General features: G+C 58.2%; 15 protein-coding genes. 7 read left to right on the top strand and 8 right to left on the bottom strand.

What is annotated here, in order from left to right:
• The first annotated feature begins 107 nt into the window (after positions 1-107).
• Complete coding sequence (locus tag ACA065_RS11805) at positions 108-1730, top strand: argininosuccinate lyase (RefSeq protein ID WP_497694658.1); 1623 nt, start codon at positions 108-110, stop codon at positions 1728-1730.
• 90 nt (positions 1731-1820) lie between these two features.
• Positions 1821-2735 (top strand): LysR family transcriptional regulator, encoded by a 915-nt coding sequence (locus ACA065_RS11800; protein WP_497694657.1) that lies wholly within the window; start codon positions 1821-1823, stop codon positions 2733-2735.
• A gap of 82 nt (positions 2736-2817) precedes the next feature.
• Here the strand turns inward: ACA065_RS11800 and ACA065_RS11795 are convergent, their stop codons facing one another.
• The 5 genes from ACA065_RS11795 to ACA065_RS11775 all read right to left on the bottom strand — a co-directional run bounded on the left by ACA065_RS11795 (position 2818) and on the right by ACA065_RS11775 (position 8150).
• Positions 2818-4044: a biotin carboxylase gene (locus tag ACA065_RS11795; protein WP_497694656.1), complete on the bottom strand. Its 1227-nt coding sequence runs from the start codon at positions 4042-4044 to the stop codon at positions 2818-2820.
• Between the two features lie 131 nt (positions 4045-4175).
• A complete protein-coding gene (locus ACA065_RS11790; protein ID WP_497694655.1) occupies positions 4176-5279 on the bottom strand; it encodes a mandelate racemase/muconate lactonizing enzyme family protein in 1104 nt (367 codons plus the stop codon).
• Positions 5280-5283: 4 nt separating this feature from the next.
• Positions 5284-6348: a hypothetical protein gene (locus ACA065_RS11785; protein WP_497694654.1), complete on the bottom strand. Its 1065-nt coding sequence runs from the start codon at positions 6346-6348 to the stop codon at positions 5284-5286.
• Positions 6349-6395: 47 nt separating this feature from the next.
• Entirely contained in the window at positions 6396-7370 is a 975-nt protein-coding gene (locus tag ACA065_RS11780) for a hypothetical protein (RefSeq protein WP_497694653.1), read from the bottom strand.
• Positions 7371-7820: 450 nt separating this feature from the next.
• Entirely contained in the window at positions 7821-8150 is a 330-nt protein-coding gene (locus ACA065_RS11775) for a DHCW motif cupin fold protein (protein WP_497694652.1), read from the bottom strand.
• A 140-nt stretch (positions 8151-8290) separates the two neighbouring features.
• Here ACA065_RS11775 and ACA065_RS11770 point away from each other — a divergent pair, with 140 nt between their 5' ends.
• Positions 8291-8776, top strand: coding sequence for an HIT family protein (locus ACA065_RS11770; RefSeq protein WP_497694651.1), 486 nt, complete (start codon positions 8291-8293; stop codon positions 8774-8776).
• 1187 nt (positions 8777-9963) lie between these two features.
• On the opposite strand, the gene ACA065_RS11765 is transcribed toward ACA065_RS11770, so the two are convergent.
• Entirely contained in the window at positions 9964-10437 is a 474-nt protein-coding gene (locus ACA065_RS11765; RefSeq protein ID WP_497694650.1) for a GNAT family N-acetyltransferase, read from the bottom strand.
• A gap of 176 nt (positions 10438-10613) precedes the next feature.
• On the opposite strand from ACA065_RS11765, the gene ACA065_RS11760 reads away from it, so the two are divergent.
• Positions 10614-10949 carry a hypothetical protein gene (locus ACA065_RS11760; RefSeq protein ID WP_497694649.1) on the top strand — a complete coding sequence of 112 codons (336 nt, stop codon included), beginning with the start codon at positions 10614-10616 and terminating at the stop codon, positions 10947-10949.
• Here ACA065_RS11760 and ACA065_RS11755 read toward each other — a convergent pair.
• Positions 10939-12552, bottom strand: a complete 1614-nt coding sequence (locus tag ACA065_RS11755) for an ATP-binding response regulator (RefSeq protein WP_497694648.1) — start codon at positions 12550-12552, stop codon at positions 10939-10941. The genes ACA065_RS11760 and ACA065_RS11755 overlap by 11 nt on opposite strands.
• Positions 12553-12666: 114 nt before the next feature.
• Here ACA065_RS11755 and ACA065_RS11750 point away from each other — a divergent pair, with 114 nt between their 5' ends.
• A complete protein-coding gene (locus ACA065_RS11750) occupies positions 12667-13269 on the top strand; it encodes a LuxR C-terminal-related transcriptional regulator (protein ID WP_497694647.1) in 603 nt (200 codons plus the stop codon).
• On the opposite strand, the gene ACA065_RS11745 is transcribed toward ACA065_RS11750, so the two are convergent.
• Positions 13266-13700 (bottom strand): GNAT family N-acetyltransferase, encoded by a 435-nt coding sequence (locus ACA065_RS11745; RefSeq protein WP_497694646.1) that lies wholly within the window; start codon positions 13698-13700, stop codon positions 13266-13268. The genes ACA065_RS11750 and ACA065_RS11745 overlap by 4 nt on opposite strands.
• Positions 13701-13909: 209 nt before the next feature.
• On the opposite strand from ACA065_RS11745, the gene ACA065_RS11740 reads away from it, so the two are divergent.
• A complete protein-coding gene (locus tag ACA065_RS11740; protein ID WP_497694645.1) occupies positions 13910-15241 on the top strand; it encodes a flavin-containing monooxygenase in 1332 nt (443 codons plus the stop codon).
• 24 nt (positions 15242-15265) lie between these two features.
• Positions 15266-15676, top strand: coding sequence for a RidA family protein (locus ACA065_RS11735; protein WP_497694644.1), 411 nt, complete (start codon positions 15266-15268; stop codon positions 15674-15676).

Below are 15676 nucleotides of genomic sequence, written 5' to 3'. Positions count from 1 at the left end.
ACTTACGCAATATTTTCAATCTGCCAACCAACCCGATAGCCTGATTCTGCCGCGCGCGCATCACAGCGCACGACGGCTCATAATTCCAAAAATAATCGGGTATCCCTGTGAACACATCCCCCCGCGCCCTCAAAAGCCTGCTTCACCTGGCTGTGGCCTTCGCCCTGTTCAACAGCGTCAGCGCCTATGCGGCCAACACCGGCGAACTGCCCTGCACCACCACCGAGCAATGCGCGGCCCAGGCGGCCAAAGTCGGCGCCACGCCCGATAGCTCCAACACCGAGCACAAGGCCAAGGGCGACCCGACGCAAACCCAGTTCGCCTGGCTGAACCGCATCAACAAAGCCTCAATCGTAATGCTCACCGAAGAAGGCATCGTCAAGCCCGAGATGGGCCAGAAGATCGCCGGAGGCGTGCGGTACGCCATCGCCCAGGCCGACCAGCCCGGCGGTACACGCCCCAGCGACGTGCTGCAGCTGGAAAAAATCATGACCGACAAGATCGGCCCTGAAGCCTCGTTGATCCACTCCGGCCGCAGCCGCCAGGACATGCTCGCCACCTACCGCCTGGCCGCCCTGCGCAGCCAAGTGCTGGCCTACAGCGAGGCCCTGAATGCCACGCGCTTGCGCCTGCTGAACATCGCCGACAAGAACGTCGACACGCTGGTGCCTGCCTACACCAACGGCGTGCAGGCCATGCCCATCAGCTATGCGCATTATCTGCTGGCGTTTGAAGCTGCGTTCGACCGCGATGGCCAGCGCATACGCGAGCTCTACACCCGCTTGAACCAGAGCCCGATGGGCACCGCCGTGTTGGCGAACTCAGCTTACCCGCTGAACCGTGAACGCCTGGCTGAGTTGCTGGGCTTTGATGGCGTGCGCGAGAACTCACTGGATTCGAGCCAGGTCTCGACCTACGACATTCCCATCGAGGCAGCCAACCTGGCGTCGTCGTCGGCGATTCGCGTGGGCGCGATGATTGGCGATATCCACACCCAGTACCACCAGATCCGCCCATGGTTACTGCTGGATGAAGAAGCCACCTACACCAGCAGCGCCATGCCGCAAAAACGCAACCCCGGTTTGCTGATGCGGGCACGTGAAAGTGCCTCGGACGTGGTCGGCCTGGCCCAGGCCGTCACCTTGCGTGCACACAACGTCACCCCCGGCATGACCGACTACAAGTTTGCCTTCGACTCGCTGGGCGTGTTCCGCTCGACCCAAGAGATGTTCAACAGCATGGACGCGGTACTCGACGCGCTGCGGATCAACCCGCAGCGCGCGCTGCAAGAACTGGAAGCGGAATGGACCACCTCAATGGAGCTGGCCGACACCCTGGAGCGCCAATACAAGGTGCCGTTCCGCATCGGGCACAGCTTTGCCTCGTTGATCGTCACCGAAGCTCGCAGCAACGGCACCACACCGAAAACCTTCGCGTATGCCGACGCGCAAAAGCTGTATAGCCAGGCGGCCGACAAGTACAAGTGGACGCCCAATACCTTGCCGCTGGATGAGGCGGGCTTTCGTGCGGCGTTGTCGCCGACCACCATGGTACAAACGCGCAAAGGCACCGGCGGCCCGCAGCCGCAAGAGGTCAAGCGCATGCTGGTGGAGGCGCGCACGGCGTTGGAAGCGGATCAGCAATGGTTGAAAGAGCGGCGTGAGAAGCTGCAGAAAGCTGAAAGCAATCTGGACAAGGCCTTCGACAAGCTGGCCGACAGCAAGCGCTGAACAGATTGTGGTGACCGGGGGCTTTGGGCATATTGACTGCCGGGCCGCCTGCGGCCGCACACCTCACGTCTTGTCACGGGATAGGCCACCATGGAACTTCGCCATTTACGCTATTTCATCATGGTGGCCGAAGAACGACATTTCACCCGTGCCGCTGCGCGCCTGAATATGCAACAACCCCCCCTCAGCCAACAGATCCGTGCCCTGGAGCAAGAGCTCGGTTTCGACCTGTTCAAGCGCCACCCCAAGGGCGTGGACCTGACCGCCGGTGGCCTGGTGTTCCTTGAAGAAGCACAGATCATCCTCGCCCGTGTGGAGCACGGCGCCCTCAAGGCCTCGCGCGTCGCCCAAGGCGTCGAAGGCACCCTGGCGCTCGGCTTTACCAGCTCCGCCGCTGCTCACGCGCTGATCCCGCGCATCATCCGCGCTTACCGCGAGCGCTATCCTGCCGTCGAATTGACGATCAACGAAGGCAGCGCCCGCGAATTGACCGAAGCCGCCATCGAAAAACGCATCGACATCGGCATCCTGCGCGCGCCGGTCAGCACCCATCAGAGCCTGACCTTCCACCGCCTGCTTAACGAAGAAATGCTGCTCGTCCTGCCCATCGGCCATCCGCTGCTAAGCGACGCCGGCAGCGCCCTGCCGCTCACCGCGCTCAAAGACGAACGCTTCATCCTGGTCCGCCGCCCTGGCGCGCCGGGCATGTACGCCAACCTGATCAAGGCCTGCCAGAACGCCGGTTTCGAACCCAGGATCGCCTTTGAAGTGGAACGCATGCTCACCAACGTCAGCCTGGTGGCGGCCGGCGAAGGCATCTCGGTAGTGCCGGCCTCGATGCGCGATGTGCACCGCGAGAGCGTGGTGTACTGCCGGATCAAGGACGCCAGGCCAACGCTGCTGGCGCCGATCACCCTGGTGCGGCGCGCGTTCAATCCGTCGGCGCCACTGCAGAATTTTATTGGCTTGGCACGTATGTTGGCGGTGGTTTATCGCAAGGGTTGAGTCATCGCGTGAACGCGCTTGGTGAGCAGTTCAACTGCGCTAGTAATCAGGTAAATGATAGGCCCGCGAGCTTCAATGCCCATCATAAAATACACATCCTGGACTCAATTGCCGAAGTAAACTCAAGCAACCTCGCACGCAGGTCGTTGTACTCAGTAGCGCAGATTATGATCTCACCTAGAAAGTCCGAGTTATCTTGGGGGCTGTCGGTAACGTAATCTCCAACGTGCTTTGAGTATCGATAATCGCTCACCTCTACGCCAAGCTCAGCGCCGATTTGTTCGATATCCGCAAGCGCCGTTAGTGTCCCAGACGTTGGAGCTTTAATTAGCCGGATACCGGCGTAGCACTGAGCAACTGGCGACATGGGGTGAACAACACCGGTAACAGCCCACCGCACCCACATTTCCCAAGGATTGAGATCCTTAAATGATAACTGGGCCAAGTCCCAAATGTGCAGACCTGCCGGTCGCATGTTTGTTTCTACTGCTGCGGTAAATCCTGATCGAGAAAATATTTCGTTATGATAAGCCCCACCACTTGGCACAAGTCGGCGCATGTGATGCCCTGCTGCGTCAACCTGGAGGCGGATATCTTCGGATAAGGGTGCAGGCACAATTTGCTGTATTTCTGCGCGGAACGCCCCCGTTGTTGTCTGCTTTTCGGTGATCCATGTGCATCCCGCCACATAGTCCCAGCTGTACTCTTGAGCGTTCTCGATCAACTCTTCAACGATAACGCCGGCAGTGTGATAGCGGCTCATGTCCGACCAGATGGCATCACACTGGTCGAGGGACGAAACGACGTGGCAGCCGCGGCTATTCCCTTCGTTCGCCGGTTTGACGAACGCCCGACCGCCGAGCTCAGCTACAACGCTCTGGAACTGCTCTTTTGATCGGACATGAACGCAACGAACGGGCTTATAACCTGGAATGTGAGCCCGACTGTTCGCATCCCGGTCACGAAAGACGCGTTTATCGAGGCCCGCGAGCGCATCGCCCGGATCAATCCCCGGCAGGCCAAAATGTTTGGCAAGGTTCGCCCCAAGCGGTACTCCGGCATCTGAAAACGGCAAGATGCCGATTGGCTCAAACTTGAAATACTCGAGTGCTCGGCACACCCTTTGAGTCGCCTCATCCAACGAGTCGTAGGTGAGCGTGCACGCGAGTACTTCATCTGCGGCGTGGCGATCAGCCTCTTCAATTGTCGGCGTCACCAGTAGCAGTTTCGCTCCGAAGAGCTGTTGGCAGGCGTTGCGTATTTTTGGGATGTCATAAATTCGGACATTATTGTATCCAACGACGATCAAGCATTTTTCCATTTCTCTACCCGCCCTTCGGTTAAATATTACCCAAGCAAACAGTTAGCCGCACCTCGATCGGTCAAACTCAAGAGCACGCTCATGCCCCTGCGGGCGTCACCAGAAACAATGGCCACCCGCTAATTAACAGTAACGACTGGCTCTACGCCCTCAATGCCGTCTATTCCTAATCCGGGACCGTCACTGAGTACCAACTTATTCGCCAACATAGTCACCCCACCCATAACAGGGTTGTGAGCGATCAACGCCATGGGGTCGAGATCAATAAACCTGAAGTTCCGGCCGGAACAAAAACTCGCGATGGCTGCGACCCCTATGGGCGATTCCATCAGGCAGGTGGCTGCGCAAATTTTTGAGCGTAGCTGAGCGAGGTCGTAGACCATCCTCGCGGCGCGGATACCACCCAGTTTCATGAGCTTGATGGCGACCCCATCTATTAACTCGTCACTGATGAGATCAACGGCTGCGTGCGGTGATGAACAACTTTCGTCCGCTAGCACAGGAATGCGTGAGGCCGCGGCTAATCGAGCAAGAGAGGAAGGTTCGGTTGACAACACTGGCTGCTCTATAAAAGAGAGATTTGCTCCGATAGCGTCCATGCGCACCGCAAATTTCAAAGCGTCCTTTTCACTCCACGCCTGATTGGCGTCGACGCCGATCTCAACCTGCCCCCCTACCGAACGTCGTATTTCCTGGACCCGTCTAATATCGGTGTCTATTCCCTGATCGGACCCAAGTTTGAGCTTCAACGTAGTAAAACCATTGCTGACAGCGGCGCAGGCGTCGCTGACCATTTCATCAAGCGAATTGTGGGAAATGGACATGCCGGTTGTTAGCTGATTGTTATTACCACCGAGAAAGCGATAAAGAGGAAACCCTGCTGCCTGAGCGATCAGGTCGTGTACGGCCATGTCAATTGACGCTTTGGCGGCCGAGTGTCCGACAACAGCATGGTCTATTGCGGTCAGGAGCTGTTCGAAGCCAGCGATATCATTGCCGATCAATCTTGGCGCGAACATGTCTTTCACAACCGACAGTATTGAGTCGACACTTTCGCCGTTCATTCGCACAGCGGGGGTCGCAACGCCATGACCCCGTAGACCGCAATCCGTTTCGATCTGGACAACGACGTCCTCAATACTTTCAACATAACGAAGTGCTGAAACAAACGGCTTGCGCAGTGGTATCCGCAGCACACCAAGTTTAATTCTTTTAATTCTCATTCTATCAAACCGCCTTTGATCTGCTGGGCACATTCGAGCCTACGATAATCAGCACCGCCGTTATCAGAAAGACACCGCCCAGCACTGACACTATTGAAGCGGCCATTTCCGAAGTATAGTAACGTGAGACCAAGGCACATAAACCACCGCCAACGCCGACGGAGACCTCCTTGATAAACAGGCAGTTGTTTCGCGCACCGAAAACGTCCAGGTAACTGGCAAAGCATTCGACTATTGAAAGCGTCAACACCCACATAAGTGCCCCGTAGAATGTGGCAGCCTGAAATACTCCCGGGTTTGCAATCACACAGAGGCCAATGAACATCGCCAAAAACGTTGCAGTCATCGCCCCCCTGTCGCCGGTGATCCGCCCTGTAATCCTGACGACCGCCTGTTGAAAAGCAACTATAAAAAAGCTGCTCGCAAGGACAATCAAACCGTACCACTGCGCAAGGCTTCCCGTGGTTGTAACGATGTACTGCGGCAGCAGGGTAAATGGGCTGTACAACTTGATGCCCATTGTTAACCCCAAGAGCACCCACGCCAGCCGGACAGCCATTGATGCATTACTGCCTGCGGGAAGATCGACGCGCGCCCGGGACAGAGCGGCGTATCGGGCAATATACGCAGCAATCAACAAAACCATAAAACAGACTGACGCAACAACAGCGTTACTCTGCACCGGTAATGAAAGGGCGATGCCGGCAACTATCACGCCCGAGTTTATCGCAATTTTATTCCGTGAAGCGGCACTAATATTTTCGGCAGCATACGCTCTTATCAGGTAGCCAGCGACACTGACACCCGTGCCTATCAACACAGCCCCCATCACCAGAAAAATCTGGCCAGGCAGTAACAACAACAGGGTGCCGAGCGCCGCGACCAGTATAGCTACAGGGATTGAGTTCCTCCTGAAATGTAAAAAAAACAAAGGAGAAAAGATCAAACAAAAACGACTACCAAAGATAAGTAGCGCGTTCGATATGGGATCAAACCATAACGTAGCACGCCCCAAAATTGTATACAGCGCGGCCGCGACAATCAGCCTGACAATGAAAATACCTTTCATTAGTTATCCTTGATGTAACCGAAGACACGAGCCGGCTGAGCGCTCTCTCAGGGTAACAAATACGCGCCGTACTCCTGTACCAAGGACAAATTGTGCCGAGGGCCTTTGCTTCGAAAGAGAAGACGTGGTGTGTCATGAAAATTTATTGCATGGAGGTTAGCGGGGTACTCAACACCCAACGGTATGACTGGCCGGGCATGCAAAACCTTGTAATTTGCCATGATAAAAAAAGTGCCCGTCGCGGCAGCTGAATATACGGGCGTCCATGAGGGGATTTTCAGGCGTAGCGTTCGAAGAAACTCGGCGTCATCAGAGCGGGTCGGAATCATACGTTCGCCAACGTCGGTATCAATGCGAAAATCAAGGTAAAGTTGAACCCCATAAACCGGGTCATATTGAACAAGTTTACGCTCAAAACTTTTTGATGAACGGACGTTCTTTCCTGATCGAAAAACAGCGGTTATCTGTGCAAGTCGCGATAACTCTGCCTCACTCAGACACTCAATAATCGTTTTTACTGGAAAACATTGTGTTGGGGTGGCTGTTTTGTCTCGACAGACTGTGAGTGCAAGAAGGTCAGTTGATTCAGCCTCGTACAAATCATCGCAGTGAGGTGTAATTTCGCCGGCACCGTTCCCCCAGTCGCGATATTTTTCACCGCCGGCTTTCAGAAACAGAGCCTTGTGATGTTCATAGGGATACTTAACATCTCGAAGATGAAACAGTTCACACAGCGCTTCATGAACGATCAGCGCAAGGCGATAGTTGTCCGTATGGAAGACACCTGTCAAACACACTGCCGACACCCCATTCTTTCCGACACGCTCAAAATAATCTTTGTCGTCTTTTCGCAACACAGTGCTCAACAAAGAGATCAACTGTAGCTTTAACGCATGATTGGACGGGTCCGAATGATGAGCCTCCCACCAGCGTTCCACGTGCTCGGCTACATAATTTACATCCCGCGTGACGACGTGTTCTCGGCGAATCTGATCGCGTATAAAACCAGGCGTTAGTTTCATTTAAAATCCCTTTAAATCCCATGGGCATCTTGCCTTGTTAAGGAGAGATCCTGCTTCCTAGCATCGTGCAACACACATGATGGTAAATCCCCGTCGACCGCCAATACCTGACAGGTGCTTAACCAACGCGTAAATTCGAATTTATACTAGTCCAATGATCACAAATAACCAGTCCAACCCCGAAAAAAGCTGCTTCCTACAGACCAACAGGAAGTGACTGTAGTACCCAACGAGGCATCCCCTCGTTATTTTTTATGGATATCGTACTGTCTGAAACAGCAGTCCAGCGCTTAGTAATGATAATTCAGGGTATTAATGCCAGGTTGTATCAACAACAGTAAGGGGAACAGCAACTGGGTTCGCTTTTTGGAAAACGCCTAACCAAAGGCTGAAAAACGCTTGCCCGTTAACCTAATGGGCAAGCTGGTTCCTGGCTTAATACCAGAGAGGTCAATCCACCACAAATAGCTTGGCGCCAGTGACCGTAGATGACCGATGCCCTTCCATGTCATTGCCCACCTGGTAACTCATCCCGGCCGTCAGGGTGAACTGGCGGCCGTCTTCCAGCTCTGTGTGCAATTCTCCTTCGAGACACAGCAGCACATGCCCGCGCCAGCACCAGTGATCGGCCAGGTAACCTGGGGTGTACTCGACCATGCGCACGCGGGTGGTGCCAAAGTGGCCGGTGCGCCACAGCGCACTGCCGGTGACGCCTGGGTGAAGTTCGGGTTCGACGGTGGACCAGTCGGTGGTGCCAAACGGGACAGCGGTCAGTTCCATGGTGAGCTCGGTGGTCAGTTAACGTGCCTCGACCCTATCCGCCCGACACGCGTAGCGATAGACACAGATCGACGGCTTTTGTGGGATACAGCCGCCCGCGCTTGTTATCCTGCCTGCCCTGCTCTCATGGACGCGTGCTTATGCAGATCGACCCCGCTTTCATCCTTTACGAAACCGAGCACTGGCAGCTTAACCACCACCTGGCGTCGAAGCTGCCAGGTTACCTGATGCTGGGTGCCAAAGCGCCAATCGACTCGCTCGCCGATATGCCGGAGGCCGCGCTGGCGGAACTGGGGGGCTTGCTGGCGAAAACCCAGCGGGTGATGGAGGCGCAGTTGCAGCCAAAATGGTTGTATATCAGCCGCTATGGGCACATGCCGGGCTTGCCGCTGCACTTTCATTTCATCCCGGTATATGACTGGGTAGAGCACGCGTTCTGGCAGGACCCGCGTTATCGCCTGCTGCAAAACTTTGGCGCGCAGGACCTGGCGCAGACGCTGACTGATGGGGCGGAGTTGACGCTGTTTGTGTGGCGCGAATTCAGTGAGAGTCTGACACCGCCGGTGATTCAGGGGGATTCGGTTGAGCGGGTTATCGAGCGGTTACGCGCGGCATTTCAAGCCTGACCGTGCCCCCTGTGCGAGCTGGCTGCGAAGGCGGCGGCACTGTTGGAATAGTTGTTGCCTGACCCACCGCTTTCGCGGCCTCGCTAAAGCTCGACGGCTCCCACAGGGGATTCGCTGTGTGGGTTAAATCGCGGTTTGTTGCTTGACCATCGGGGCGGTGAGTGAAGATCCAGTGTGGGAGCTGTCGAGCCTTGGCGAGGCTGCGAAGGCGGCGGTACTGTTGGAATAGTTGTGCCTGACCCACCGCTTTCGCGGCCTCGCTAAAGCTCGACGGCTCCCACAGGGGATTCGCGGTGTTGGTTAAATTGCGGTTAGGCGCTTTACCATCGGGGCGGTGAGTGAAGATCCAGTGTGGGAGCTGTCGAGCCTTGGCGAGGCTGCGAAGGCGGCGGTACTGTTGGAATAGTGTTGCCTGACCCACCGCTTTCGCGGCCTCGCTAAAGCTCGACGGCTCCCACAGGGGATTCGCTGTGTGGGTTAAATCGCGGTTTGTTGCTTGACCATCGAGGTGGTGAGTGAAGATCCAGTGTGGGAGCTGTCGAGCCTTGGCGAGGCTGCGAAGGCGGCGGTACTGTTGGAATAGTGTTGCCTGACCCACCGCTTTCGCGGCCTCGCTAAAGCTCGACGGCTCCCACAGGGGGTTCGCTGTGTGGGTTAAATCGCGGTTTGTTGCTTGACCATCGGGGCGGTGAGTGAAGATCCAGTGTGGGAGCTGTCGAGCCTTGGCGAGGCTGCGAAGGCGGCGGTACTGTTGGAATAGTGTTGCCTGACCCACCGCTTTCGCGGCCTCGCTAAAGCTCGACGGCTCCCACAGGGGATTCGCTGTGTGGGTTAAATCGCGGTTTGTTGCTTGACCATCGGGGCGGTGAGTGAAGATCCAGTGTGGGAGCTGTCGAGCCTTGGCGAGGCTGCGAAGGCGGCGGCACTGTTGGAATAGTTGTTGCCTGACCCACCGCTTTCGCGGCCTCGCTAGAGCTCGACGGCTCCCACAGGGGATTCGCGGTGTGGGTTAAATCGCGGTTTGTTGCTTGACCATCGGGGCGGTGAGTGAAGATCCAGTGTGGGAGCTGTCGAGCCTTGGCGAGGCTGCGAAGGCGGCGGCACTGTTGGAATAGTTGTTGCCTGACCCACCGCTTTCGCGGCCTCGCTAAAGCTCGACGGCTCCCACAGGGGATACGCGGTGTTGGTTAGATCGCGGTTAGCCGCTTGATCATTGGGATGCACGCCAGCGCTAGCCCCGATGGTGAGTGGTAGACCGCCTGTACATCACCCACGTAACCGCACGCCCGGTAGAAGCTCGTCGCGTTCAAGGTCGCGTCCAGCACCACCGCTTCAATCGCCAGTTCCCGCGCAACGTTTTCCAAGTGATCCAGCATCGCCTTGCCATACCCGCGCCCAGTGAAGGCGGGCAGCACAAACAACGCACCCACTTCGTTGTTGTCGAGGTCGAGCATGCCGGTGACCACCGGCTCACCGTTCACCCAGCCCAGGTAAAACAGTTTATCCATCAGCGCGCTGTAACCGTCTTCGGCGCGGCCACGGGTCCACAGCAGCATCTGTTCGCAAGTGTAGGCGCCGATGCATTGGCTGCGGATGGCCAACAGGCGAATGTCAAACGCCGCCTGGGCGTCCGCTGGGGTGGCGCGTTTGATCTCTAGCATTGCTCTCTCCGTCCATGACCTCATCGTGCCATTAGCACACTTGTGCTAATCGACCCCTGTACCCGGCGGCGCTATATTCCCCGGCACTTCCAGCGCTCCCCCCGGCACCGTGCGTTTATCGCGCGTGGGCGTAGTGCGCGCTGAAAAAACCATAACAACCCCAAGGAAGAAACACCATGAACCTGCACTCCCCCGTTACCCGTCTCACCCTGCTTGGCGCCCTGATCATTGGCGCTGCCGGCTGCAGCAATATGAAACCCACCGAAGATCACCTCAAGACGCTGTCGGAAACCAACCTGGGTGAACCGGTGAAACGTATTTCCAATGTGCGCAGCGACACCACGACGACCTATTACACTGCCAACACCGCGTCCGGTGATTACAACTGCACAGTCCCGAGCGGCGTTGCCGGGGCACTGCACGTTATAGGCAGCTACGGGATGATCAAGCCTGCAGCCTACTGCCAACCCAAAGGCGCACGAGGTAACCCACTGCAGGGGTTCATTCGGTAATGGCCTGCTGGCTCAAGTCCCGCAGAACACCGCGCAGTTCAGCGGGCCGCACCGGTTTGGAGAGAATCGCGATCTGACGGTCATGCAAGGCGGCCTGGATTTTCTCCACGTCGTGCCCGGTCAGGATCAACGCCGGCACCGCCCAGCCGCGTTGCTGGCGCAGGGCGTCGATGCACTCGATGCCGGTGGCGTGGTTGCCCAGGTCATAGTCGGCCACGATGATGTCGCAGCCGCTGACCAGGTCCTGCCCGCTGGATTCGGCCTGCACCTCACACCCCCAGCGCTCCAGCAAGGCCTGGGTGGCCAGCAGCACGTTGTGGTCATCTTCCACCAGGCAGACTTTCAGACCGGTCAGCAAGCCGGCCTGGCGCGCATCGTCGCGCACGGCCGGTTGGCGTGGCGCGGTAGCCCGTGCCAGGCCATACAGGCTCACAGAAGTGCCATGCCCCACCCGTGAACGCAGGCTCACTTGCACGCCCATCAACTGCCCCAGGCGCTTGACGATGGACAGCCCCAGGCCCACGCCTTCGACGTCCTTGTCACGCAATTGGCGCACCCGATAAAACTCTTCGAAGACCTTCGCCTGATGCTCCTCGGCAATCCCCCGCCCTTGGTCATGCACCTGCACCGACAAACCACCGTCGCGCATGCGCACGCCGATCAGCACCGGTCGTTGCGCGCCGTATTTAAAGCAATTGGAGAGCAGGTTTTGCACCATCGTCGCCAACATCGCGGGGTCGACCTGCACCCAATACGCACACGGCCGCAGGCGCAGTTCCACCCCAGCCCACTGCGCCGCCTCGGCGTGCTGACGCACCAGGTCGGCGAGGAATTCGCCGAGGTGGATCACCTGGTATTTGGGCAGCAAGCGGCCGTTGTCGAGCGTGTAAAGGTCAAGAATCGAGCGAAACAGCTGCGACACGTTGAGCAGCGAGCGGTCGATATTGTCCACCAACCGCTGCTCGTCATCCCCGAGCTTTGCTTCACGCAAGCACGCAGTGAACAGGCCAATGGAGTGGATAGGCTGGCGCAGGTCGTGGCTGGCCTGTGCCAGAAAACGCGACTTTTCCAGGTTGGCGGCGATGGCTTCTTCGGAGGCCTTGCGCGTGCGTTCGAGCAAGATATGGGCGTACACCGGAATCACCGTGCTGGTGATCATCAGCATCAGCACCATGAACGGCTGCGCCTGCCAGAGTGGCGTCAGCCGATACACGATCAGCAGTGCAAGCAAGGCCAAGCCCGTGGCAATCGCCAGGTAGCGCGAGCCATAGCGCATGCCATTGCCGAGGTTGACCCACACCATCACTGCATACAGCGGCAACGCCGCTTCACCGCCCACCACCAGGCCGAACGAGGTGCCAGTGTAGTCGTGGACCATGCCGAAAACCCGCCGCGCCGGGTAATGCCCGGGCCAGCGCGCGATCACTTGGCGCAGCGCGATGGAGGCCAGCAAAAACACGAAGATATACAGGACGACCGGCAGGTAGGTGCTGATCGAATGCCCAGGCAAAAAACCCAGCGCGCCGATGTACACAATGGCGATGGCGGCCACCACAATGCGCAGGTTGGCCTGGTCGAGTTCGGAGTTGGTCTCATGACTCATGGGGTACGTCCTTGTGCGGCAATCGATCTATCCTCTACGCCCCAGCGGCGTCCCTGTGGCGCGGTGCTAAAGTAGCATGCCACAGCACAATTTTGCCCCAGGAAGGAGCACACCATGACCGGCCGGATCATCATCGCCGACGACCACCCGATGTTTCGCGAGGGCATGCTGCGCACCGCGCAGCGACTGCTGCCCGAGGCCGTGGTGCACGAGGCTGGCGACCTGGACACAGTGCAGGCGCTGATTGGCGATGGCAGCGACGTCGACACGCTGATCCTCGACCTGCGCTTTCCCGGCCTGACCTGCATGAGCCAACTGGCCGCCCTGCGCCAGCAACTGCGGCGCACCACCTTGATCGTAGTGTCGATGGTGGATGACCCGGCGCTGATCGATCAGGTCATGGCCTTGGGCGCCGATGGTTTTATCGGCAAAAACATCACCCCGGATGAAATCGGCCAGGCGCTGCTGGCGATCCGCGAGGGCGAAGTGCTGGTCAAATTCGCGCCTTCGGGCCTGCTGCCGCTGGACACCCACACCCTCACCGCCCGCCAGCAAGAGGTGCTGCGCCTGATCGCCCAAGGCAAGACCAACAAGGAAATCGCCAAGGCCCTGGCGATCTCGCCGTTTACCGTGCGCATTCACGTGTCGTCACTGCTGCGCAGCTTGAAGGTGCCCTCGCGCGCGGCGGCGGCCGTGAAGTATTCCGGCGAGTTCTAGGCGTTTTCGTGGCCGGAGCGCGTGAATGAATAACGGTCGATATCCGTGCGCAGTGTCCAACCCTGGCCCTGCCAATACTGGGCGGCGCGGGTGTTGGTTTTGAACACGTCGAGGTGGCATTTGTAGATGCCCAGGTGCTCCAGCGCATCCAGGCAACGCTGGGTCAACGCCTGCGCGATGCCCTGGCGGCGATAGTCCGGCAGCACCAGTAAATGTTGCAGATAACCCCGCCGGCCGTCATGGCCGCACATTACGCAGGCGATCACCTGGCCGTCAGCTTCAGCGACAAAGCTCATCTGCGGGTTGCGCGCCAGGTAGCGTTCGGTGGCCGCGCGAGAGTCGGCATCGCGCAGGGAAATGCCAGGAGTGTTTTGCATGAGGGCGAGAATGGCGTCGTAGTCGGCGGTGGTCATTACGCGGATCGTCGGCATGACATCTATCCAATCTGGGAGCGGCTTGCTCGCGAAGGCGGTGGGTCAGTGAAGGCTATAGTGACTGAAAAACCGCCTTCGCGAGCAAGCCCGCTCCCCTATTTTTTGATCGGCGGCGTTACGCACACCGCTCTGCATCCGATATTTATGCTCTGTTCAAAGCTTAATAATATTTTATTAAAAACCGCCCTCCCCCTAGCCTTTAAGTCATGCCCAAGCTGAATCCAACTGCATTACGCAAGGACAGACACATGACGCAAGCAATAACAACAATAGACACGCTGGTAGTCGGCGCCGGTCAGGCTGGCGTGGCCATGAGCGAGCACCTGAGCAAGCAAGGCGTGCCGCACTTGGTGCTGGAGCGCAGCCGTATTGCCGAGCGCTGGCGCACCGGGCGTTGGGATTCGTTGGTGGCCAACGGGCCGGCCTGGCATGACCGCTTTCCGGGCCTGCAATTCGATGACGTGGCCGCCGATGGCTTCGCGCCAAAAGAGCGTGTGGCGGATTACTTTGAAGCCTATGCACGCAAGTTCAACGCACCGATCCGCACCGGTGTGGACGTGACCTCAGTGGTACGCAATGTCGGCCGCCCTGGCTTTACCGTGCACACCAGCGAAGGCGTGATCGAAGCCAACCGCGTCATCGCCGCCACCGGGCCGTTCCAGAAACCGGTGATTCCGGCGATTGCGCCTAAAGACACCGCGCTGCATCAGATTCACTCCGCCGACTACCGCAACCCCGCGCAACTGCCAGCCGGCGCCGTGCTGGTGGTAGGCGCAGGCTCGTCCGGCGTGCAGATCGCCGATGAGTTGCAGCGTTCCGGTCGCCAGGTGTACCTGTCGGTCGGTGCTCACGACCGCCCACCACGCGCCTACCGCAACCGCGATTTCTGCTGGTGGCTGGGGGTGTTGGGCGAGTGGGATCAAGCCGCGATGAAGCCCGGCCGCGAGCACGTGACCATTGCCGTAAGCGGCGCCCACGGCGGCAAGACCATTGATTTTCGCGAGCTGGCCCAGCAAGGCATGACCCTGGTCGGCTTGACCCAAGCCTTCAACGGCACCACCGCCACGTTCCAACCCAACCTGGTGGAAAACCTGGCACGCGGCGATGAGAACTACCTCGCCCTGCTGGATGCGGCGGACGCCTATATCCAGCGCAATGGCCTCGACCTGCCGCTGGAGCCCCAAGCCCGCCGTGTGTTCCCGGATGCCGAGTGCATCAAAAAACCGATTCTGGAACTGGACCTGGCCAAGGCCGGTATTACCTCGATCATCTGGGCCACCGGGTTTGCCGTGGACTACAGCTGGCTGAAAGTCGATGCGTTTGACGCCGCCGGCAAACCGCAACACCAACGCGGCGTGGCCGCCGAGTCGGGTATCTACTTCCTCGGTTTGCCGTGGCAATCGCGCCGTGGCTCGTCATTTATCTGGGGCGTATGGCACGACGCCAAATACGTGGCCGACCATATTGCCATCCAGCGCCAATACCTCGAGTACCGCGCAGCCGCACCGGTGGTTCACACATCGCCTGTCAGCGCCTGATCACTATTTTCTGGAGTTTTTTTGATGCCTACTCACACTCGCATCCGCATGTTCAACACCAAACAAACCTACCCCAACCAGAGCCTGGATAACGACCTGTGCCAAGCCGTGCGCGCCGGCAATACCGTGTACGTGCGCGGTCAGGTGGGCACTGATTTCGACGGCAAACTGATTGGTCTCGGCGACCCGCGTGCCCAAGCCGAACAAGCGATGAAAAACGTCAAGCAACTGCTTGAGGAAGCCGGTTCCGACCTGTCGCACATCGTCAAGACCACCACCTACCTGATCGACCCGCGCTACCGCGAGCCGGTGTACCAGGAAGTCGGCAAGTGGCTCAAAGGCGTGTTCCCGATCTCCACCGGGCTGGTGGTGTCGGCCCTGGGCCAGCCGCAGTGGCTGATGGAAATTGACGTGATCGCCGTTATTCCCGAATAA

This window comes from Pseudomonas sp. LBUM1640 (assembly GCF_059716225.1).
This window is presented reverse-complemented; position numbering and strand designations above follow the sequence as displayed.